18 protein-coding genes are annotated in these 19,166 nt (G+C 70.5%); 14 read left to right on the forward strand and 4 right to left on the reverse strand.

The window, feature by feature from the left end:
- The first annotated feature begins 73 nt into the window (after window positions 1–73).
- Window positions 74–454, forward strand: coding sequence for a VOC family protein (locus tag Vgi01_RS10800; protein ID WP_204290921.1), 381 nt, complete (start codon window positions 74–76; stop codon window positions 452–454).
- Between the two features lie 38 nt (window positions 455–492).
- Here the strand turns inward: Vgi01_RS10800 and Vgi01_RS10805 are convergent, their stop codons facing one another.
- Window positions 493–705 carry a hypothetical protein gene (locus tag Vgi01_RS10805; protein WP_013733820.1) on the reverse strand — a complete coding sequence of 71 codons (213 nt, stop codon included), beginning with the start codon at window positions 703–705 and terminating at the stop codon, window positions 493–495.
- Between the two features lie 171 nt (window positions 706–876).
- Here Vgi01_RS10805 and Vgi01_RS10810 point away from each other — a divergent pair, with 171 nt between their 5' ends.
- From Vgi01_RS10810 to Vgi01_RS10830, 5 genes are all read left to right on the forward strand, one after another.
- Entirely contained in the window at window positions 877–1,998 is a 1,122-nt protein-coding gene (locus tag Vgi01_RS10810; RefSeq protein WP_199180047.1) for a M24 family metallopeptidase, read from the forward strand.
- Window positions 1,995–3,137 (forward strand): acyl-CoA dehydrogenase family protein, encoded by a 1,143-nt coding sequence (locus tag Vgi01_RS10815; protein WP_102656123.1) that lies wholly within the window; start codon window positions 1,995–1,997, stop codon window positions 3,135–3,137. Before Vgi01_RS10810 ends, Vgi01_RS10815 begins: the two co-directional genes overlap by 4 nt.
- Before the next feature lie 39 nt (window positions 3,138–3,176).
- Window positions 3,177–3,674 (forward strand): Lrp/AsnC family transcriptional regulator, encoded by a 498-nt coding sequence (locus tag Vgi01_RS10820; protein WP_013733823.1) that lies wholly within the window; start codon window positions 3,177–3,179, stop codon window positions 3,672–3,674.
- Between the two features lie 305 nt (window positions 3,675–3,979).
- Window positions 3,980–5,434 carry a polysaccharide pyruvyl transferase family protein gene (locus Vgi01_RS10825; RefSeq protein ID WP_013733824.1) on the forward strand — a complete coding sequence of 485 codons (1,455 nt, stop codon included), beginning with the start codon at window positions 3,980–3,982 and terminating at the stop codon, window positions 5,432–5,434.
- Window positions 5,431–7,116: a CDP-glycerol glycerophosphotransferase family protein gene (locus Vgi01_RS10830; RefSeq protein ID WP_204290922.1), complete on the forward strand. Its 1,686-nt coding sequence runs from the start codon at window positions 5,431–5,433 to the stop codon at window positions 7,114–7,116. Before Vgi01_RS10825 ends, Vgi01_RS10830 begins: the two co-directional genes overlap by 4 nt.
- A 66-nt stretch (window positions 7,117–7,182) precedes the next feature.
- Here the strand turns inward: Vgi01_RS10830 and Vgi01_RS10835 are convergent, their stop codons facing one another.
- The gene (locus tag Vgi01_RS10835; protein WP_013733826.1) at window positions 7,183–7,794 is read right to left on the reverse strand and encodes a histidine phosphatase family protein; all 612 of its coding nucleotides are present in this window, start codon (window positions 7,792–7,794) and stop codon (window positions 7,183–7,185) included.
- Window positions 7,795–7,946: 152 nt separating this feature from the next.
- Here Vgi01_RS10835 and Vgi01_RS10840 point away from each other — a divergent pair, with 152 nt between their 5' ends.
- Window positions 7,947–8,132: a CsbD family protein gene (locus Vgi01_RS10840; RefSeq protein WP_013733827.1), complete on the forward strand. Its 186-nt coding sequence runs from the start codon at window positions 7,947–7,949 to the stop codon at window positions 8,130–8,132.
- A gap of 65 nt (window positions 8,133–8,197) precedes the next feature.
- Here Vgi01_RS10840 and Vgi01_RS10845 read toward each other — a convergent pair whose 3' ends face one another.
- Window positions 8,198–9,601 (reverse strand): KamA family radical SAM protein, encoded by a 1,404-nt coding sequence (locus Vgi01_RS10845; RefSeq protein ID WP_013733828.1) that lies wholly within the window; start codon window positions 9,599–9,601, stop codon window positions 8,198–8,200.
- Between the two features lie 133 nt (window positions 9,602–9,734).
- On the opposite strand from Vgi01_RS10845, the gene kdd reads away from it, so the two are divergent.
- The 6 genes from kdd (at window position 9,735) to Vgi01_RS10880 (ending at window position 16,499) form a co-directional block, all read left to right on the forward strand.
- A complete protein-coding gene (gene kdd, locus Vgi01_RS10850; protein ID WP_455565548.1) occupies window positions 9,735–10,790 on the forward strand; it encodes an L-erythro-3,5-diaminohexanoate dehydrogenase in 1,056 nt (351 codons plus the stop codon).
- 4 nt (window positions 10,791–10,794) lie between these two features.
- Window positions 10,795–12,366, forward strand: coding sequence for an amidohydrolase (locus tag Vgi01_RS10855; protein WP_204290923.1), 1,572 nt, complete (start codon window positions 10,795–10,797; stop codon window positions 12,364–12,366).
- Window positions 12,363–13,922: a lysine 5,6-aminomutase subunit alpha gene (gene kamD, locus Vgi01_RS10860; protein ID WP_204290924.1), complete on the forward strand. Its 1,560-nt coding sequence runs from the start codon at window positions 12,363–12,365 to the stop codon at window positions 13,920–13,922. Before Vgi01_RS10855 ends, kamD begins: the two co-directional genes overlap by 4 nt.
- Before the next feature lie 101 nt (window positions 13,923–14,023).
- Complete coding sequence (gene kamE / locus Vgi01_RS10870; RefSeq protein ID WP_204290979.1) at window positions 14,024–14,779, forward strand: lysine 5,6-aminomutase subunit beta; 756 nt, start codon at window positions 14,024–14,026, stop codon at window positions 14,777–14,779.
- Window positions 14,779–15,171, forward strand: coding sequence for a 3-aminobutyryl-CoA ammonia lyase (gene kal, locus Vgi01_RS10875; protein ID WP_204290925.1), 393 nt, complete (start codon window positions 14,779–14,781; stop codon window positions 15,169–15,171). Before kamE ends, kal begins: the two co-directional genes overlap by 1 nt.
- Window positions 15,168–16,499, forward strand: coding sequence for a glutamate mutase L (locus tag Vgi01_RS10880; protein ID WP_102656117.1), 1,332 nt, complete (start codon window positions 15,168–15,170; stop codon window positions 16,497–16,499). Before kal ends, Vgi01_RS10880 begins: the two co-directional genes overlap by 4 nt.
- Before the next feature lie 404 nt (window positions 16,500–16,903).
- Here the strand turns inward: Vgi01_RS10880 and Vgi01_RS10885 are convergent, their stop codons facing one another.
- A complete protein-coding gene (locus tag Vgi01_RS10885) occupies window positions 16,904–17,503 on the reverse strand; it encodes a helix-turn-helix domain-containing protein (RefSeq protein WP_043720873.1) in 600 nt (199 codons plus the stop codon).
- Window positions 17,504–17,554: 51 nt separating this feature from the next.
- Between Vgi01_RS10885 and Vgi01_RS10890 the strand changes: the two genes are divergently transcribed.
- Window positions 17,555–19,135, forward strand: a complete 1,581-nt coding sequence (locus tag Vgi01_RS10890) for a bifunctional NAD(P)/FAD-dependent oxidoreductase/class I SAM-dependent methyltransferase (protein ID WP_204290980.1) — start codon at window positions 17,555–17,557, stop codon at window positions 19,133–19,135.
- Window positions 19,136–19,166 lie beyond the last annotated feature (31 nt).

Consider the following 19,166-nt stretch of genomic DNA (forward strand, 5'->3'; position numbering starts at 1 on the left):
GCTGTGCCACGTCCGACAGCCTGGCACACCCCACCGACGTTCGGGGTGCCCGGCACGACCAGGAGGACAACAGATGTCCGTACCCACCCGGCTGAGGTTGACCACGGTCAACCTGGACACGCCCGACCCGGCCGCGCTGGCCCGCTTCTACGTGCGGCTGCTCGGCTGGGAGATCAAGGTCGAGGAGGCCGACGACGTCATCCTGCACAACGTCGACGGTGGTGTCGGACTGTCGTTCCAGCGGGAACGGGCGTACGTCCGCCCGACCTGGCCGGCGCAGCCGGGCCGGCAGCAGATGTCGATGCACCTGGAGATCGGCGTCGAGGATCTGGACGCGGCCCTGGCGCACGCGTTGGCCTGCGGCGCGACCATGGCCGAGTTCCAGCCGCAGGATGACGTCCGGGTCTGCCTGGACCCGGACGGCCACCCGTTCTGCCTCTGGCTGATGCACTGAGCCGTGCCGAGGCGGCTCGCGGTGCGGCGCCGCCGCACTCAGCTCGCGGTGCGTCGCCGCCGGACGGCGTACGGCAGCACGAACAGGTACAACCCGGTGAACAGGAGCAGGGCCAGCGGGGGTAGTGGCAGGTAGAAGAGCCATTCGGCGGGTTCCGCCTGGGCGGCGGCGACGAAGGCGACGATGACCGTCACCACGAAGATGATCGAGGTCCATCGGTGGGTCTGTCGGACGGTATTGTTCCAGCGCACGGCGACCTCCAGCAGAGATGAGCTGCCCGGCCCGACGGGACGTGCCGGGCGGGATGTCCTGAAGGTCAGCTTGCTGTGCTGCGCCGCGGAGTGCTTCTCGATTCCTGACCGGTCGGCGGGCTACGCTCGGCCGCGACCGTCCACAACCCGCCCCCAAACGACCGTTAAGCTGTGCGGGTGGGAATCGACGAACTCTACCCGCCGCAGCGACTGGTGGCCGCGCAACGCGCCATCGCCGCCGCCGGCCTGGACGCCCTGCTGCTCAGCCCCGGCTCCGACCTGCGCTACCTCACCGGCTACGACGCGCACGCCGGTGAGCGGCTGACCCTGCTGGTGCTGCCCGCCGAGGGCGAGCCGACCCTGATCGTGCCGACCCTGGAACGGCCTGCGGCCGAGGCGTCCCCGGCGCCGGCCACCGGCGTGCGCATCGTCGACCACACCGACGGCAGCGACCCGTACCCGCTGGTGACCGCGGCCCTCGACGGGGCTCTCGACGCGGTGGGACTGGCCGACCGGATGTGGGCCGAGCAGGTCCTCGCGCTGCGTGCGGTGTTGCCCGGTGCCCGGCAGCGGCTGGCCTCCGAGGTGCTGCGGGAGCTGCGGATCGTCAAGTCGCCCGCCGAGATCGCGGCGCTCGCCGAGGCCGGTGCGGCGATCGACGCGGTGCACGAGCGGATGGGCGAGTGGCTGCGGCCGGGGCGTACCGAGGTGGAGGTGGCCGCCGACATCGCCGCGGCGATCCGCGCCGCCGGGCACGTCACCGTCGACTTCGTGATAGTCGCCGCCGGCCCGAACGGGGCCAGCCCGCATCACGGCACCTCCGACCGGCCGATCGGGGTGGGTGAGCCGGTGGTGGTGGACATCGGCGGCACCATGCCCTCGGGCTACCGCTCCGACTGCACCCGTACCTATGTGGCCGGTGGCCCGGCGCCGGCCGAGTTCGTCGACTACTACGCGGTGCTGCGCGACGCGCAACACGCCGCCGTGGCCGCGGTCCGTCCGGGGGTGACCGCCGAGGCGGTCGACGCCGCGGCCCGCGAGCCGATCGCCGCCGCCGGATACGGCGCGGCCTTCCTGCACCGTACCGGGCACGGCATCGGTCTGGACGGCCACGAGGAGCCGTACGTGGTGGCCGGCAACGACCGCCCGCTGGTCGCCGGGATGGCCTTCTCCGTGGAACCGGGCATCTACCTCGCCGGGCGGCACGGCGCCCGCATCGAGGACATCGTCGTCTGCACGACCGACGGCGTACGTCGGCTCAACACCACCACCACGGAGCTGATCGAGCTATGACCGTCGAGCGGATCCTGCCCACCGACGAGGCCCACGACCTGCTGGAGCTGACCACCGAACTCGCCGACCGGGAGCTCGCACCCAGGGTCGTCGAGCACGAGCAGCGTGGGGAGTTCCCCCGGGAGGTGCTGCGCACCCTGGGCCGCGCCGGGCTGCTGGGGCTGCCGTACCCCGAGGAGTACGGCGGCGCGGCCCAGCCCTACGAGGTCTACCTGCAGGTGCTGGAGATCCTGGCCGGGCGCTGGCTCACCGTCGCCGAGGCGGTGAGCGTGCACACCCTGTCCTGCTACCCGGTGGCCGCGTTCGGCACCGACGAGCAGCGCAGCCTGCTGCCGGACATGATCGGTGGCGAGTTGCTGGGCGCGTACTGCCTCTCCGAGCCCCAGGGTGGCTCGGACGCCGCGGCGCTGACCACGAAGGCGGTCCGCGACGGCGACGACTACGTCGTCACCGGCACCAAGGCCTGGATCACCCACGCCCACACGGCCGACTTCTACAACATCTTCTGCCGCACCGGCGGGCCCGGCCCGAAGGGCATCTCCTGCCTGCTCGCCGACCGGGCGACGCCGGGGATCACGCCGCAGACCGCCGAGCGCACCATGGGGCTGCGTTCCTCACCGGTGGCGCAGCTGGTCTTCGACGACGCCCGGGTGCCCGCCGACCGGCTGATCGGCGGGGAGGGCAAGGGCTTCACCATCGCCATGGCCGCGTTGGACTCCGGTCGACTCGGCATCGCCGCCTGCGCGGTGGGGCTGGCCCAGGCGGCGTTGGACTACGCGGTGACCTACGCCCGCGAGCGTCAGCAGTTCGGCCGCGCCATCATCGAGTTCCAGGGGCTCGGGTTCACCCTGGCCGACATGGCCACCCAGATCTCCGCCGCCCGGGCGTTGACGTTGGCCGCGGCGCGGCTGCGCGACGCCGGCCGGCCGTACTCGATCGAGGCGGCCAAGGCGAAGCTGTTCGCCACCGACGTGGCGATGCGGGTGACCACCGACGCGGTGCAGGTGCTCGGCGGCGCCGGCTACGTGGCCGATCATCCGGTGGAGCGTTACTTCCGGGAGGCGAAGGTGTTGCAGATCGTCGAGGGCACCAACCAGATCCAGCGGATGGTGATTTCCCGGGCGTTGGCGAAGGGCTGAACGTCGCACATCGGGCGCTCAGCGGGTAGGTTGCACGCCGTGGAGGAGATCGATCGGGCCATCGTCGCGGCACTGACCGTCGACGGTCGGCTGTCGTACACGGACCTCGCCGAGCGGGTCGGCCTGTCGGTCTCCGCGGTGCACCAGCGGGTACGTCGGCTGGAGCAGCGCGGTGTCATCAAGGGCTACGGCGCGAAAGTCTCCTTCGAGGCGCTCGACCTGCCACTTACCGCGTTCGTGGCGATCCGGCCCTTCGACCCTTCGCAGCCCGACGACGCGCCGGAACGCCTGGCCCATCTGCCGGAGATCGACTCGTGCTACTCGGTCGCGGGTGAGGACTTCTACCTGCTGCTGGTGCGGGTGGCCGGGCCGGCGGACCTGGAGCGGGTGCTCCAGGAGATCCGGACCTCGGCGAACGTCACCACCCGCACGACAGTGGTGCTCTCCACCCCGTACGAGCACCGTCCGCCGAAGCTCGCGCTGCCGGCGGAGCAGCCTCGGCCGCGTGGTGTCGCCGCCGAGCCGTCCGGCGGTTAGCCGAGCGGCCCGCCCTGACCAGGCGTTTCGGGATGGCGTCTGGTGAGGGCTGAGGGGAATGCGTGGAATGCGACGAGATGATCAAGAACATCCGACCCCGGTGCGGTGAACTTCCGGGATACGGAGCTAGGATCCATCCCTGATTCTGCGGAAGTGAGACCCGATCGTGAGCGGCGCGAGCCAGTACGCGCGCTGTTCCCTGGTGGTGCCGCGGCACCGGGTCGCTCGGGGTGTCGTCAAGGGGAGGATGAGATGTTCCGACCGGCACGGTCGCGGTTCAGCCACACAGGGTCCGGTGCCCGCTCATGACACGCATCCTCGTACGTGCCGGCAAACATCCGGCGACAGTGCTGTCCCACGAGCAGAGTCTGGCCACCTCCCGACTCGGGGTGTTCGGGTCGAACTCCGGCAACATGCTCTTCTACAGCGCGGTCTTCCGGGCGCTGAGCGTGCCCGACGCCGAGCTGGTCGCCAACTCGTACGTGCACGAACGTCCGGTTCACCTGGGCCGGTACATCGCGCGGACGAACGAGGAGTTCGACCGGTTCGTGCTGCCGATGGCCAATTCGTACCGGGACACCTTCCTGCCGCACCTGGAACGACTCGCGAAGGTCATCGAGAAGCTGACCATCCCCGTCACCGTGGTCGGCATCGGCGCCCAGCTGCCGTACGGCACCGAGTTCGACTCGCTGCCCGACGAGTACAAGCGGATCGTCACCCGGTTCACCCGGGCCGTACTGGACCGCTCCGCCTCCATCGGCGTACGCGGTGAGTACACCGCGCGGATGCTGAAGTACCTCGGCTTCGGCGACGAGCACGTGCGGGTCATCGGCTGCCCGTCGATGTTCGGCAACGGGCCGCTCGGCCCGCTGGTGCGCAAGGTCGGGCACCTGCGCTACGACAGCCCGCTGGCCATCTCGTACACCCCGAAGGTCAAGGGGGTGGACCGGCTGGTCGAGGCGAACACCGACCGCTACCCGAACAGCGTCATCGTGCCGCAGCAGCACCACCGCCTCGCCCTGATGCTCTGGGGTGAGAACCCGGCCAAGGTCGGCAACAAGCGGATGCCGATCCACACCGAGCATCCGCTGTACGAGAACGACCGGATGCGCTTCTTCGTGGACGCCTCGACCTGGGTCGAGTTCATGGCCGAGCAGCACTTCGCCTTCGGCACCCGCATCCACGGCAACGTCGCGGCGGTGCTGGCCGGTACGCCGGCGGTGGTGCTGGCCCACGACTCGCGCACCGTCGAGCTGGCCGAGTACCACGGCATCCCGTACCGCCTCTACGCCGACCTGCCGCCGGACGTCGACGCGCAGCGGCTCTACGAGGAGGCCGACTTCGACGCCTTCCTGCCGCGCCAGGTGCCGACCTTCGAGACCTACCTGCGCTTCCTGGAGCACAACGACCTCGAGCACGTGTTCCAGCCCGGCAAGGAGAACCCCGCCTACGACAAGGCGATCGCCTCCGCCAACTTCCCCGGGCCGGTGCACACGCTGATGGCCTCGGACGCCGTCGGGCGTCGCCAGGTCATGTCGCGGCTGCGCTGGCTGCGGCAGGGCCACGACGGTGACCTGGCCCGACCTGCCTACGACTTCGAACCCCCATTCCGCGAGCCCCGCGGATCCAAGTCACTCGAGGAGCGGGTAACCCAGTTGGAGAAGGAACTGAAGGTCCAGCAGACCTTCCTGGCGAGCTGGCGCGGCCGGGTCAGCCGGGTGCTGCGGATGAACGGCACGTCGACGGGCGCCCGCCGGTGAACGCCAAGTCCGGGTTGCGGGGGTGGCTGGCGGGCCGAATGCCCGCCCTGGCCGCCGAGGTGGCGGCGCTGGCCGCGCTGCTGCTGGCGGCGGTGGCGGACTCGCCGTGGTGGGCGCTGCCCCCGGCCCTGGTCGCGCTCGGCCTGCTCGGTTACCTGTGGCGCAACGCGCTGAGCGGCGGCCCGACCCCCTCCGGTTCGACACTCGTGATCCGCCTGCTCCTGCTGGCCTGCGCCTACCTGCTCGGCGTGGTGCACTCCGGCGCGGATCTGGTGCTGGCCCTGGGGGTCGGCGTGGCGGCGTTGGCGATTCTCGCCGAGCCGGCGGTGACGGCCACCTCCCGCTCGGTCTATCCGGTGTCGGCCAATCTGCGCGGCAGCGGTCTGCGGCCCAACCTGCGGCCCAACACCAGTCGGGCGGTGCTTGTCAACGGCGCTGCCGTGGTGGTGGCGCTGGTCTGCGCGTTCGCCGGCACCCTCGAGGTGATCTCGCTGGTGGTGTCGGTCGCCGCGCTCGCCCTGATCGCGTTCACCGGCTGGCAGGCGGTGACCCGGGTACGGGCCCGGCACGCCAGCGAGACGCGGTTGAATGCGGCGCTGGCCGCGTACGAGCCGGTCTTCCTGCTGCACTGGGAGGCGCCGGCCGGCACGGCCTACCAGGTCGGGATGTGGCTGCCCTACCTGGAGCGGCTGGGCAAGAAGTTCTTCGTGCTGGTGCGCTCCGAGGCCAACTTCAACGAGGTGCTGCGGATGACCACGGCGCCGGTGGTGCTGCGCTCGGGGTTGACCCAGATCGACGACGTGATCGTCCCGTCGCTGCGGGCGGCGTTCTACGTCAACACGGCGACGAAGAACAACCACCTCGTGCGGTACACGAACCTGACGCACATCCAGCTCAACCACGGTGACAGCGACAAGGTGCCGAGCCACAACCCGGTCTTCCGGATGTACGACAAGAACTTCGTCGCCGGTCAGGCCGCAGTGGACCGGTTCGCGGCCAACGGTGTGAGCATGCCGGCGGAGATGTTCAGCATCGTCGGGCGTCCGCAGGTGGAGAACGTCGCCATCGCCGCCGCGCCGATCGCCTCGTTGACCGCGCCGCGGGTGCTGTACGCCCCGACCTGGGCCGGCTTCTACGCCGACTCGAACTACTCGTCGCTGCTGGTGGGCTACGACATCGTCAAGGCGTTGGTGTCGCGGGGTTGCAGCATCGTGTTCCGGCCGCACCCGTACACGATGCGCTCGGCGGCGTTGACGCAGGAGTCGGAGCGGATCAAGGCGCTGCTCGCCGAGGACCGTCGCACGAGCGGCCGCAAGCACGTGTTCGGTGCCGAGGCCGAGACGAAGATGTCGGTGGTGGACTGTTTCAACGCCTCGGACGCGATGGTGTCGGACGTGTCCAGTGTGGTCGCCGACTACCTGTACTCGGAGAAGCCGTTCGCGATGGTCGCGGTCTCCACGCCGGCGGAGCGGTTCACCGACGCCTTCCCGCTGGCCCGGGCGGCGTACGTGATCGACGCGCAAAGCGGCCGGGTGACAAACCTGGACCCGGTGCTGGACGATCTGCTCGGCAGTGACCCGCTGGCGGCCACCCGGCACGACCTGAAGAAGTACTACCTCGGGGACATTCCGTCGGAGGGGTACGCGCAGCACTTCATCGACGAGGCGAATCGTTACCTCTGACCTGTCGCGGCGACTGGCTCCGCCTTCCGGCACCCGCCGGGGCGGAGCCAGTCGCCGTTTCGTGGCTCAGTGTCGGGCCGTCGTGGCGTCCACCGCGTCGACAGGCGGTGCGGGCGGGTGGTTCCAGCGCAGGATGACCCGGCGTCCGTGTTCGGTGCCGAGCAGGCTGAGGGTGGCGGTGTCCAGTCGCAGCAGTCCACCGGCCGACGGTGGCAGGCCGACCCACCGGGCACCCAGCACGCGCAGCGAGTGGGCGTGCCCGACGAGAGCGACGTGACCCTTGTCGAGCAGGGGATGGAGCCTGCTGAGCAGCCGGTCGACGCGTTCGCCGACCTCGCTGGGGGATTCCCCGCCCGGGCACCCGTCGGTCCAGACGCTCCAACCCGGCTGGTCTTCGTGGATCTCGGCGGTGGTCTGTCCCTCGTACTCGCCGTAGTTCCACTCCGCCAGGTCCTCGTCGGTGTCGGTGATGGTCAGGCCGGCCAGGTCGGCGGTGCGTACCGCCCGCAGTCGGGGACTGCTGAGCACCGCGACGAACCGTTCGGCGGCGAGGGCGGGACGCAGCGATCGGGCCTGCCGCTCGCCGTCGGGCGTCAGCCCCAGGTCGGTGTACGAGGTGTGCCGTCGTGCGGTGCTCCAGGTGGTGGCGCCGTGTCGGATGAGCGTGATCTGTCCCATTGGCCCAGTCAACCAGTCCCCGTCTCCCGCCGACCACCTAGCATCCTAGGACGCCTTACGCGATGTGCCGCCCACCTCGGGTTTTCACCCGCGACACCCGGGGACACCAACAACACGGGGCTTGGCCGTCCCGGCCGAGCAGAGGAGGCGAGATGAGCTTCATCGACAAGGCGAAGAACAAGGTCGAGGAGATGAGCGGCACCGCCAAGGAGCGCATCGGCGACATGGCCGACAACGAGCGCATGCGCGCCGAGGGCGCCGGCGAGCAGGCCGAGGCCCGCGCGCGACGGGCGGGCGAGGACATGAAGAACAAGGCGAAGAACGCCTTCGACAGGTGACGAGCGACGCGAAGGGGCCCCCGGACAATCCCGGGGGCCCCTTCGCGGTACGTGCCGTCAGTGCGTCAGTCGTCGCGGTGGGTCTGCCACCACTGCTGGCCGGCCTCGGGCAGGGTGTCGATCGGGTCGTAGTAGGCGTACCGCTTGCTCAACGCCGCCAGGTCGGCCGACTCGATGGAGGTGCGGTAGTTCTTGGTCCAGTACGAGATGCCGCGCTCGCGGTCGTACTCGGTGACCATGTGCACCCAGCGCTTGCCGACGAACGGCACGTCACAGACGATCCGAGGGGTGGCGTAGCCGGGCAGGTAGCCCATGATGTCGTGCTGGAGCTGCTGGGCGTGCCAGACCGGCACCCGCCAGTGCTCCGCGTTGGGGATCATGTCGCACATGTAGAAGTAGTACGGCAGGATGCCGGCCTCGCCCTGCAGGCCGAAGCACAGGTCGAGCAGGTCCTTGCTGGTGGCGTTGACGCCGCGCATGAGCACACCCTGGTTGCGGACGTCGCGTACGCCGACGTCGAGGGCGGTCTGTGCGGCCTTGGCGACAAGTGGGGTGAGCGACTGGGCGTGGTTGACGTGGGTGTGGATGGCGAGGTTGACGCCGCGGCGGGCGGCGGTGCGGGCCACCCGCTCCAGGCCCTCGACGACGTCGGGTTGCAGCCAGTGCTGGGGCAGGCCCATGAGGGCCTTGGTGGCGAGTCGGATGTCCCGGATGGTTTCGATCTCCAGCAGGCGCATCAGGTAGGACTCGAGGTTGCGCCAGGGCACGTTGGCCACGTCGCCACCGGAGACCACCACGTCGCGTACGCCGGGGTGGGCCTTGAGGTAGGTGATGTGCGCGTCGTAGCGGTCGACCGGCTTGAGGCTGAGTTTGAGCTTGTCGACGGCGGGGGTGGAGTTGCCGACCAGGTCCATGCGGGTGCAGTGGCCGCAGTACTGGGGGCAGGTGGCGAGCAGTTCGGCGAGGACTTTGGTGGGGTAGCGGTGGGTGAGGCCCTCGGCGACCCACATGTCGTGTTCGTGCAGGGAGTCGCGGCTGGCGTAGGGGTGTGAGGGCCAGTCGGTGCGGCGGTCGGAGGCGACCGGGATCATGTAGCGCCGGATCGGGTCGGCGAGCAGCGCTTCGGTGCTGGGCGGCGCGAACGGCACCATCGTGTTGATCATCTGTGGCGGCACCAGCATGGACATGGTGGCCATGGCGCGTTGGTCGGCTTCCAGGTCGGCGTAGAAGCTCTCGTCGACGGTGTCGCCGAGCACGGTGCGCAGCTGTTTGACGTTCTTGACGCAGTTGACGCGCTGCCACTGGGCGTTTTCCCACTGGTCGCGGGTGACGTGGCGCCAGCCGGGGAAGCGGGTCCAGTCGGGTTCGACGAGTGGGGTGCGGCGGTATTCGTAGGGCTGGCCGGTGGTGTTGGCGGGGGCCGGCTGGGCAGCCGGGGTGCTCTGCACCGGCGGGTGGGTCTGGGTCACGGCCCCTCCTGGTGGTTGATCGAAGGTACTGAAGGGTACTGGAAAATATCCGGTCAAGAAATTAGTCTGCCGTAAGTTTTCCCGCCTCGCGAGCCTCGGCCGGAGGTTCAGGCGGTCGGACAGGGAGGTCGGCGTGACGTCACCGGTGGGTCTGCACCGCGTCGTGGAACCGGCGGGGGTGCTGCCGCAGGCGGCCTGGCGGCTTGACGCGCGCCCGGAGATCGCGGCGAACGAGGTACGCATCCGGGTGGAGCGGCTGAACCTGGATGCGGCGAGTTTCCGGCAGCTGTTCGACAAGCACGGCGGTGATGGTGCTGCGGTCCGCGCCGAGGTTCTGGAGATCATCTCGACGCGGGGGAAGATGCAGAACCCGGTGACCGGGTCGGGTGGCATGTTGATCGGCACGGTCGAGGAGGCCGGCCGGCGTTCGCCGCTGGGGTTGAAGTCGGGTGAGCGGGTCGCCACGTTGGTGTCGCTGACGTTGACGCCGCTGGTGGTGACCGACGGCCTGGCCCGCTGGGACGGCCGCAGTGAGCAGGTGCCGTGTGACGGGTGGGCGATCCTGTTCGCCCGGTCGGTCGCGGCGGTGCTGCCGCAGGATCTGGATCCGCAGTTGTCGCTGGCGGTGCTTGACGTGTGCGGGGCGCCTGCGCTTACCGCGCGGGTGGTGTCGCGGTACGTGGCCGAGCGGGCGGTGGACGGGCCGCCGGTGACGGTGGCGGTGATCGGTGGCGCGGGTAAGAGTGGCTCGCTGTCGCTGGCGGCGGCGCGGCAGGCGGGGGCGGGTCGTACGGTCGGGGTGGTGCCGGTGGCGGCGGAGCGTGACGCGCTGACGGCGGCCGGGTTGTGTGATGCGGTGGCGATGGCCGACGCCCGGGATCCGGTGGCGTTGTCGACGGCGGTGACGTCGGCGTTGGGGGTGCCGGCGGATGTGACGGTGGTCTGCGTGGACGTGCCGGGCTGTGAGCACGGTGCGGTGTTGGCGACGGCCGACGGCGGAACAGTGATCTTTTTCTCGATGGCGACGAGTTTCTCGGCGGCGGCGTTGGGGGCCGAGGGCCTGGCCGCGGACGTGACGATGCTGGTCGGCAACGGGTACGTGCCGGGGCACGCGGAGTTGGCGTTGGGGTTGTTGCGGGCTGATCCCGGGGTGCGGGGGCTGTTCGAGGCTCGGCTGGCGGCAGACTGAGGCCATGACGAACAACCCCTCGACGTTGTACCGCGGTGGCGTGCTGCATTGTCCGGCGGAACCGTCCGCGACGGCATTGTTGGTACGGGATGGGCGGATTGCCTGGTTGGGTGCTGATGCGGACGCGCCGACCGCCGACCGGGTGGTGGACCTGGCCGGGGCGTTGGTGACGCCGGCGTTCGTGGACGCGCATGTGCATGTCAGCGACACCGGGCTGGCGTTGTCGGGGCTGGACCTGTCCGGGGTGCGCTCGGCCGGTGAGTTGTTGGACGCGGTGTCGGCGTTCGCGGCGGGGTTGCCTGCGGACGCGGTGGTGTTGGGTCACGGGTGGGACGAGTCGACGTGGTCGGTGCCGCAGCCGCCGTCGGCGGTGGAGTTGGGGCGGGCGGCCGGTGGGCGGCGGGTGTATCTGTCGCAGGCGTCGATTCATTCGGCGTTGGGGTCCTCGGCGTTGCTGGCGGCGTGTCCGCAGGCGGCGGCGGTGTCCGGGTATGACGGGTCGGGTTGGTTGCGGCTGGACGCGCATCACGTGGTGCGGGCGGCGGCGCGGGCGTCGGTGACGCGGGCGCAGCGGGTGGCGGCGCAGCGGGTGGCGTTGGCGCATGCGGCGTCGTTGGGGATCGCGGCGGTGCACGAGTGTGGTGGGCCGGAGATCTCCGACGAGGAGGACTTCACCGGCTTGTTGTCGATCTCCGGTGCGGGGGTGCCGGAGGTGTACGGGTACTGGGGTGAGTTGGGTGGTGCGGCGCGGGCGCGGGAGTTGGGTGCGGTGGGGGCCGGTGGGGATCTGTTCGCGGACGGGGCGCTGGGGTCGCGTACGGCGTTTCTGTCGCAGGCGTACGTCGACGGTGACGGGTGTGGTCACGGGTATCTGAGTGCGGAGCAGGTGCGTGATCACCTGTTGGACTGTGCGGCGCACGGGATGCAGGGCGGCTTCCATGCGATCGGCGATGCGGCGATCTCGACTGTGGTGGCGGGGTTCGCGGCGGCGGCGCAGCGGCTGGGTACGGATCGGGTGCGGGCGGCGCGGCATCGGGTGGAGCACGCGGAGGTGATGGATCGGCGGTTGATCGCCGCTTTCGTGGAGTACGGGGTGGTGGCGTCGATGCAGCCGGCGTTCGACCGGTTGTGGGGTGGTGCGGGTCGGATGTACGAGGCGCGGTTGGGGTTGGAGCGGTCGTTGGCGTCGAATCCGATGGGGGCGATGCACGGGGTGGGGGTGACGTTGGCGTTCGGTTCGGATTCGCCTGTGACGCCGTTGGATCCGTGGGGTTCGGTGCGGGCGGCGGCGGCTCATCACAGTCCGGTGCAGCGGATGACGGTGCGGGCGGCGTTCGCGGCGCACACCCGGGGTGGCTGGCGGGCGGTGCACATGGACAGCGAGGGGGTGTTGGCGTTGGGGGCGCCGGCGACGTTCGCGGTGTGGTCGACGCCGGCGGGGGTGCAGCGGGGTCTGCCGGTGTTGCAGGCCGAGGATCCGGAGTTGCGGGGGGAGCAGGATCCGACGCCGTTGCCGGTGTGTCGGGCGACGGTGTTGCGTGGTGACGTGATCTATCAGGGGGAAGGGCTTTCGTGACGGGCAAGCTTGATCTGGATCCGGTGCTGGTGGCGCGGGCGCGGGAGTTGGCGCGTCGGGCGGGGCGTCCGGTGGTGGAGTTGGCGCGTAGCCACACCACGGTGTCGGTGGAGCGGGCCGTGTTGCGGTTGGCGGGGGTCACCGGCGCGGATCCGGATGGCATTCCGTGGGTGAATCGGCTGGTGGATGCCGTGGTGGCGGATGTGGGGTTGGGGCACGGGGTGGCGGTGCCGGTGTTCGATGCGCTGACGCGGGAGCAGATCACCGATGTGACGTTGTTGGCGCAGAAGGCGGCGGCGGGGTCGGTGCGGTTCGAGGTGCCGTCGGGAAAGGCGGCGACGGCGGCGCGGCGGGCGGCGCGTAGGGCGGTGGGTGCGGGGGTTCGGCGCATCGATCGGCGGCGGGCGGAGCGGGAGCGCCTGGTGCGGCGGTTCGGGGATCCGGCGCGGCGGCCGTGGATCTATCTGATCGTGGCGACGGGGGACATCTACGAGGACATTCCGCAGGCGCAGGCGGCGGCGCGGGCCGGGGCGGATGTGATCGCGGTGATCCGGTCGACGGGGCAGTCGTTGTTGGACTATGTGCCGGAGGGGGCGACGCGGGAGGGGTTCGCGGGCACGTACGCGACGCAGGAGAATTTCCGGTTGATGCGGGCGGCGTTGGATTCGTCGTCGAAGGAGTTGGGCCGCTATGTGCGGTTGACGAATTACGCGTCGGGGTTGTGTATGCCGGAGATGGCGACGTTGGCGGGTCTTGAGCGGTTGGACATGATGCTCAACGATTCGATGTACGGGATTTTGTTCCGGGACATCAATCCGATTCGGACGTTTGTGGATCAGCGTTTTTCGCGGCAGGTGCATGCGCGGGCGGGGATCATCATCAACACCGGTGAGGACAACTATCTGACCACTGCGGATGCGGTCGACGAGGCGCACACGGTGACGGTGTCGCAGTTGTTGAACGAGTATTTCGCGCATGAGGCGGGGTTGGCGGACTGGCAGTTGGGGTTGGGGCACGCGTTCGAGATCAATCCTGATGTGCCGGAGTCGTTGCGGTTGGAGTTGGCGCACGCGTTGTTGGCGCGGGAGTTGTTTCCGGATGCGCCGTTGAAGTGGATGCCGCCGACGAAGCACATGACCGGTGACGTGTTCCGGGGGAATCTGCTCGACGGGTTCTTCAATCTGGTGGGCACGATGACGGGGCAGGGCATTCTGCTGGTGGGGATGATGACCGAGGCGGTGGTGACGCCGTGGTTGTCGGATCGGGACATCGCGTTGCAGAACGTGCGGTACGTGCTGGGGGCGGCCGGCGGGTTGCATGAGGATTTCGTGCCGGCGTCGGGCGGGTTCATCCAGCAGCGGGCGCACCGCGTGCTCGGTGAGGCGGTGGAGCTGTTGGAGCGGATCGGGGATCAGTCGTTGTTGACGGCGATCGCGGAGGGCACGTTCGGGATCATGAAGCGGCCGGCGGATCGGGGGAAGGGTCTGGACGGGGTGGCCCGGCACGAGGCGGACTACTACAACCCGGCCACGGAGATCCTGGAGCAGTCGGCATGAGTGAACGCACCGAGCGCAGCGAGGGCCGTGAAGGCATGCCCAGCCGGCACAGCATGAGTGAACCCACCGAGCGCAGCGAGGGCCGTGCGGGCCGGCACGGCATGAGTGAGAAGACGGTGGTGCGGCCGTACGGGGACACCACTGGTGACGGCATGGTGCAGGTGTCGTTCACGTTGCCGGTGCCGCATGACAAGCGGGCCGAGGGCGCGGCGGTGCAGTTGGCCAACAAGATGGGCATGGATCCGGCGATGCTGGTGCACGCCAAGCCGATCGGTGACGGGTTCACGTTCTTCGTGGTGTACGGGCGGGTGAACCATCTGGTGGACCTGGCGAAGGTGCAGGTGGTGGAGCGCGATTTTCCGCTGCTGAGCGCCAAGGAGGTCAACGCGGTGGTGAAGCGGCGGTTGCGTCGCAAGTTGTCGGTGGTGGGGGCGTGCATCGGTACGGACGCGCACACGGTGGGCATCGACGCGATTCTCAACGTCAAGGGCATTGCCGGTGAGAAGGGCCTGGAGTACTACCGGGAGTTGAAGGTGACGAACCTGGGTGCGCAGGTGAGTGTGCCGGAGCTGGTCGAGGCGGCCCGGCGGGAGCGTGCCGACGCGGTGCTGGTGTCGCAGGTGGTGACGCAGCGCGATGCGCATCTGCACAACACGCGGGAGATGTCGGCGGCGTTCCGGGAGGCGATGCCGGCGGGGCGGCGGCCGTTGCTGATCGTCGGTGGGCCGCGGTTCGACGAGTCGATGGCGGCCGAGCTGGGGGTGGATCGGATCTTCGGTCGGGGGACGACGCCGGGTGAGGTGGCCAGTTACCTGGTCCATGCGTTGCTCACGGACACGAACAAGAGGGTGAAGTGATGTCTGATTCGCGGGTCGGGTTGTCGGTGACGCACCGGCGGTACGTGCCGTATTCGCACGCCCACTATGCCGGTGATCTGGTCGACGGGGCGTACGCGTTGGGGTTGTTCGGTGATGTGGCCACGGAGGTGTGTATCCGCACCGACGGGGACGAGGGGTTGTTCGCGTCCTATTCGGATGTGCAGTTCCGGGCGCCGATCCGGGCGGGGGACGTGCTGGAGGTGGTGGCGACGGTGACGCGGGTCGGTACCCGTAGCCGGACCCTCGATTTCGAGGCGCGGGTGGTGTGTCGGGGGCGGCCTGATCGGGGTGGGTCGGCGGCGGAGGTGTTGGCGGAGCCGGTGGTGGTGGTGACGGCGACCGGCACGGTGGTCGTTCCGCCGGTGGCGTGAGGGTCGCGGTCTGCGCCGACGTCGGTTCGACGTTCACCAAGGTGCTTGTGGTGGATCTCGACGGCGGTGGGTTGGTGGCGTCGGCGTCGGCGCGTACGTCGGTGGACACGGATGTGCTGCACGGCCTGGAGGCGGCGGTCGGGTCGGCGTTGACGGGCCTGGGGGCGCGGGATGTGCCGTGGTTTGTGTGTTCGTCGGCGGGGGGTGGGTTGCGGCTGGCGGTGGTGGGTTACGAGCCGCTGGTGACGGCGCAGGCGGGTCGGCGGGTCGGGTTGTCGGCGGGCGCGAACGTGGTGCATGTGGCCGCCGGGCGGCTCGGTCGTGGTGAGTTGACGGCGTTGCGGGCGGCCCGCGCGGATGTGGTGCTGCTGGTCGGTGGCACTGACGGTGGGGATGCCGAGACGTTGCTGCACAACGCGACCCGGCTGGCACGGGCCCGGTTCCGGGTGCCGGTGGTGGTGGCGGGCAACGCGGATGTCCGGGACGAGGTGCAGGGGTTGTTGGCGGCGGCGGGGGTGCCGGTGACGGTGGCCGACAACGTGTTGCCGCGGATCGGGGTGTTGGCGCCGGCCTCGGCGCGGGAGGCGATCCGGCAGGTGTTCCTGCGGCATGTCATCGGTGGTAAGCGGTTGTCGCGGGGGCGTCGGTTCGCCGGCCTGGTGCGGGCGGCGACTCCGGATGCGGTGTTGACCGGGGTGGAGGCGTTGGCCGAGGTGGCCGGTGGTGATCTGGTGGTGGTGGATGTGGGTGGCGCGACCACGGATGTGTATTCGGTGTTGACGCCGGACGAGCGGGCCAGTGGGCCGGGTCGGGAGGTGGCGGGGTCGTTGTGGCGGGCCCGCACGGTCGAGGGTGATCTGGGGATGCGGTGGAGTGCGCCGGGGGTGGTGCGGGCCGCGGTCGAGGAACGGCTGGTGGGGCAGGCCGAGCGGGACGAGTTGGCGTCGGCGGCGGCGCGGCGGGCCGCCGATGCGGGGTTTCTGCCGGCCGATGCGGCGGGGCGGGCGGTGGATGCGCGGATCGCGGCGTTGGCGGCGACGGTGGCGGTGCGTCGGCATGCCCGTGGGGTCGGTACGGGGGAGCGGTCGGGGCGGGATCTGCGGGATGTGCGGCTGCTGGTCGGGTCGGGTGGGGTGTTGCGCCACGCCCGGGACAACGAGGCGGGCGGTGTGCTGGACGCGGTGTTGACCGATCATGCCGGTGGGTGGGCGGTGCCGCGGGCGGCGCGGCCGGTGGTCGATGTGGACTACGTGTTGGCGGCGGCGGGTCTGCTGGTGGGGGAGTATCCGGTGGCGGCGCGGGGGTTGCTGCGGTCGCTGCTCGGTTGACCGGCTGCACCGTGCGGGTGGTGTGCGACACGCCGATGTGTGGTGACGACTCGGCGGTGGTGGGTTGACAAGGGCGGGGGTGGCCCACGTACCGTCTTTGAGTCCTACCACGGGAAGTGGCTGTTGTTCGCTTCGTCCCTTCGTCCGCTGGCCGAGCGACATGTTGTTGCGGCGGCCAGGTCCAGCGGGCGGGGGTCGGCGGGGCGGCGCGAACCGGCCGCGGTTACCGGTGTACGGGCAGGGTGAGGTGCACGGCCAGTAGACAACGGCCCGACGGGGACAGCCAGTCACCGTCGTGTCGGTCCGAAGGTCGGCGTGCCGCACTCTCGCCCCACCGGCCGGGAAGGGGCCTGGGAGCATCGGGGCGCGGCGCACGCCGCGCCCCGACTTGGTGTGGTGGTCGGTCAGCCGGTGGCGGGTCGGGCCCGCACGTGCAGGCGTTCGCCCTGCGGGCCGAACAGGTTGAGCACCTCGGCGGTTTCGGGGCCGGGGTTGCTGATGTGGTGCGGGGTGCGGGTGTCGAACTCGGCCACCTCGCCCGGTTCGAGGATCAGGTCGTGCTCGCCGAGTTGCAGTCGCAGCCGGCCGGAGAGCACGTACAGCCATTCGTAGCCTTCGTGGGACTGTAGTTGCGTCTCGGTGGGGCTGTGCGGGGGCAGGATCTGTTTGAAGGCTTGCAGGCCGCCGGGGCGGCGGGTCAGCGGCAGGAACGTGGTGCCGTGGCGGACGATCGGGCGGGGGTGTACCCGGGGGTCGCCGACGGCGGGTGCGCCGACAAGTTCGTCCAGCGGCACCTGGTGGGCACGGGCCAGGGGCAGCAGCAGTTCCAGGGTGGGGCGGCGTTGTCCGGATTCGAGCCGGGACAGGGTGCTCACCGAGATGCCGGTGGTGTCGGCGAGTTCGCTCAGGGTGGTGCCGCGGTTCTTGCGCAGGGCCCGCAGGCGGGGACCCACCGCCGCCAGCACCGCCTCGTTGTTTGCCACAACGGCAACAATACTTGTCATCACCGGTGGTGCGGGTGGATGGTGACGCACGGAACCGACGAGGGAGCGGACATGGACGACAGGTACGACGTGGTGGTGGTCGGTGGCGGGGCCGCCGGTCTGGCGGGGGCGTTGACGCTGGCCCGGGCACGCCGTTCGGTGCTGGTGGTGGACGCCGGTGAGCCGCGTAACGCCCCGGCCGCCGGGGTGCACAACTACCCGGGTCGGGAGGGCATGCCGCCGGCGCAGTTGGCGGCGATCAGCCGCGACGAGGTGGCCGGTTACGGCGGGCAGCTGGTGACCGGGCGGGTCACCGGTGTCGACCGCGACGGCGACGAGTTCACGGTGACCGTCGACGGCGGGCGTACGGTGCGGGCACGGCGGCTGCTGGTCACCACCGGTCTGGTCGACGAGTTGCCGCCGCTGCCGGGGCTGGCGAAGCGGTGGGGACGTGACGTGCTGCACTGCCCGTACTGCCACGGGTGGGAGGCGGCCGACAGACGTATCGCGGTGCTGGCCACCGGGCCGCTGGCGGCACACCAGGCGCGGCTGTGGCGGCAGTGGAGCGCCGACGTGCTGCTTCTGCTGCACCACGAGCCGGCGCCTGACGCGGAGGAGGCCGAGCGGCTGGCCGCGCTGGGGGTGGCCGTGGTGCCGGGCCCGGTGGCCGAGCTGACGGTCGACGCCGACCAGGTCACCGGGGTGCGGCTGGCCTCGGGGGAGCACGTGGAGTGCGACGTGCTGGTGGTGGGTCCGAAGATGACCGCCCGGTCGGAGTTGCTGGGGTCGTTGGGGTTGGCGGCGGAGCCGGTGGAGATGTTCGGGCATGTGCTCGGTGAGCAGGTGCCGGCCGGGCCGTCGGGGGCCACCTCGGTGCCGGGGGTGTGGGTGGCCGGCAACGTCGCCGACCTGTCGGCGAAGGTGATCCGCGCGGCCGGGGCCGGGATCACCGCCGCGGCGGCGATCAACGCGGACCTGATGGAGGAGGACACCCGGCAGGCGGTGGCGCGGCACCGCCGCGTGCGAGAGGAGGCGTTCACCGAGGCCGGCTGGGAGCAGCGGTACCAGGAACGGCCGGCGGTGTGGAGTGGCCGACCCAACCCGCAGCTGGTGGCCGAGGCGGCGGAGTTGACGCCGGGGCGGGCGCTGGATGTGGGCTGCGGTGAGGGGGCCGACGCGGTGTGGCTGGCCGAACGGGGTTGGCGGGTCACCGGGGTGGACATCTCCAAGACCGCCCTGCAGCGGGCCGCGCAGCACGCCCGCGAGGTGGGTGAGCAGGTCGCGCAGCGCATCGAGTGGGTGCACACCGACCTGCTGCGCGGCGAGCTGGACGAGGGGGCGTACGACCTGGTGTCGGCGCAGTTCATGCATCTGCCGCCGCAGCCGCGGCGGGAGCTGTATGCGCGGCTGGCCGCTGCGGTGGCGCCCGGTGGGCGGCTGCTGATCGTCGGGCATCACCCGCAGGATCTGCGGTCCACGGCGCACCGCATGCACTACCCGGAGATGATGTTCACCGCCGAGCAGGTCGCCGCCGACCTGGACCCGCAGCAGTTCGAGGTGCTCGTGGCGCAGACCCGCCCGCGTGGCGCGGTGGACCCGCAGGGCCGCGACATCGTCGTGCACGACGCGGTGCTGGTGGCCCGCCGGATGTGAGTCGGCCGACCGGCGGCGTCACCGCCCCGAT

This window comes from Micromonospora gifhornensis, assembly GCF_016863515.1.
GTDB lineage: Bacteria > Actinomycetota > Actinomycetes > Mycobacteriales > Micromonosporaceae > Micromonospora > Micromonospora gifhornensis.

Coding starts and splice junctions, on each gene's coding strand:
- kamE (WP_204290979.1), top strand. CDS start 14,024: ATGAGTGAGAAGACGGTGGTGCGGCCGTACGGGGACACCACTGGTGAC.
- Vgi01_RS10815 (WP_102656123.1), top strand. CDS start 1,995: ATGACCGTCGAGCGGATCCTGCCCACCGACGAGGCCCACGACCTGCTG.
- Vgi01_RS10835 (WP_013733826.1), bottom strand. CDS start 7,794: ATGGGACAGATCACGCTCATCCGACACGGCGCCACCACCTGGAGCACC.
- Vgi01_RS10885 (WP_043720873.1), bottom strand. CDS start 17,503: ATGACAAGTATTGTTGCCGTTGTGGCAAACAACGAGGCGGTGCTGGCG.
- Vgi01_RS10825 (WP_013733824.1), top strand. CDS start 3,980: ATGACACGCATCCTCGTACGTGCCGGCAAACATCCGGCGACAGTGCTG.
- Vgi01_RS10800 (WP_204290921.1), top strand. CDS start 74: ATGTCCGTACCCACCCGGCTGAGGTTGACCACGGTCAACCTGGACACG.
- kal (WP_204290925.1), top strand. CDS start 14,779: ATGTCTGATTCGCGGGTCGGGTTGTCGGTGACGCACCGGCGGTACGTG.
- Vgi01_RS10855 (WP_204290923.1), top strand. CDS start 10,795: ATGACGAACAACCCCTCGACGTTGTACCGCGGTGGCGTGCTGCATTGT.
- Vgi01_RS10890 (WP_204290980.1), top strand. CDS start 17,555: ATGGACGACAGGTACGACGTGGTGGTGGTCGGTGGCGGGGCCGCCGGT.
- Vgi01_RS10840 (WP_013733827.1), top strand. CDS start 7,947: ATGAGCTTCATCGACAAGGCGAAGAACAAGGTCGAGGAGATGAGCGGC.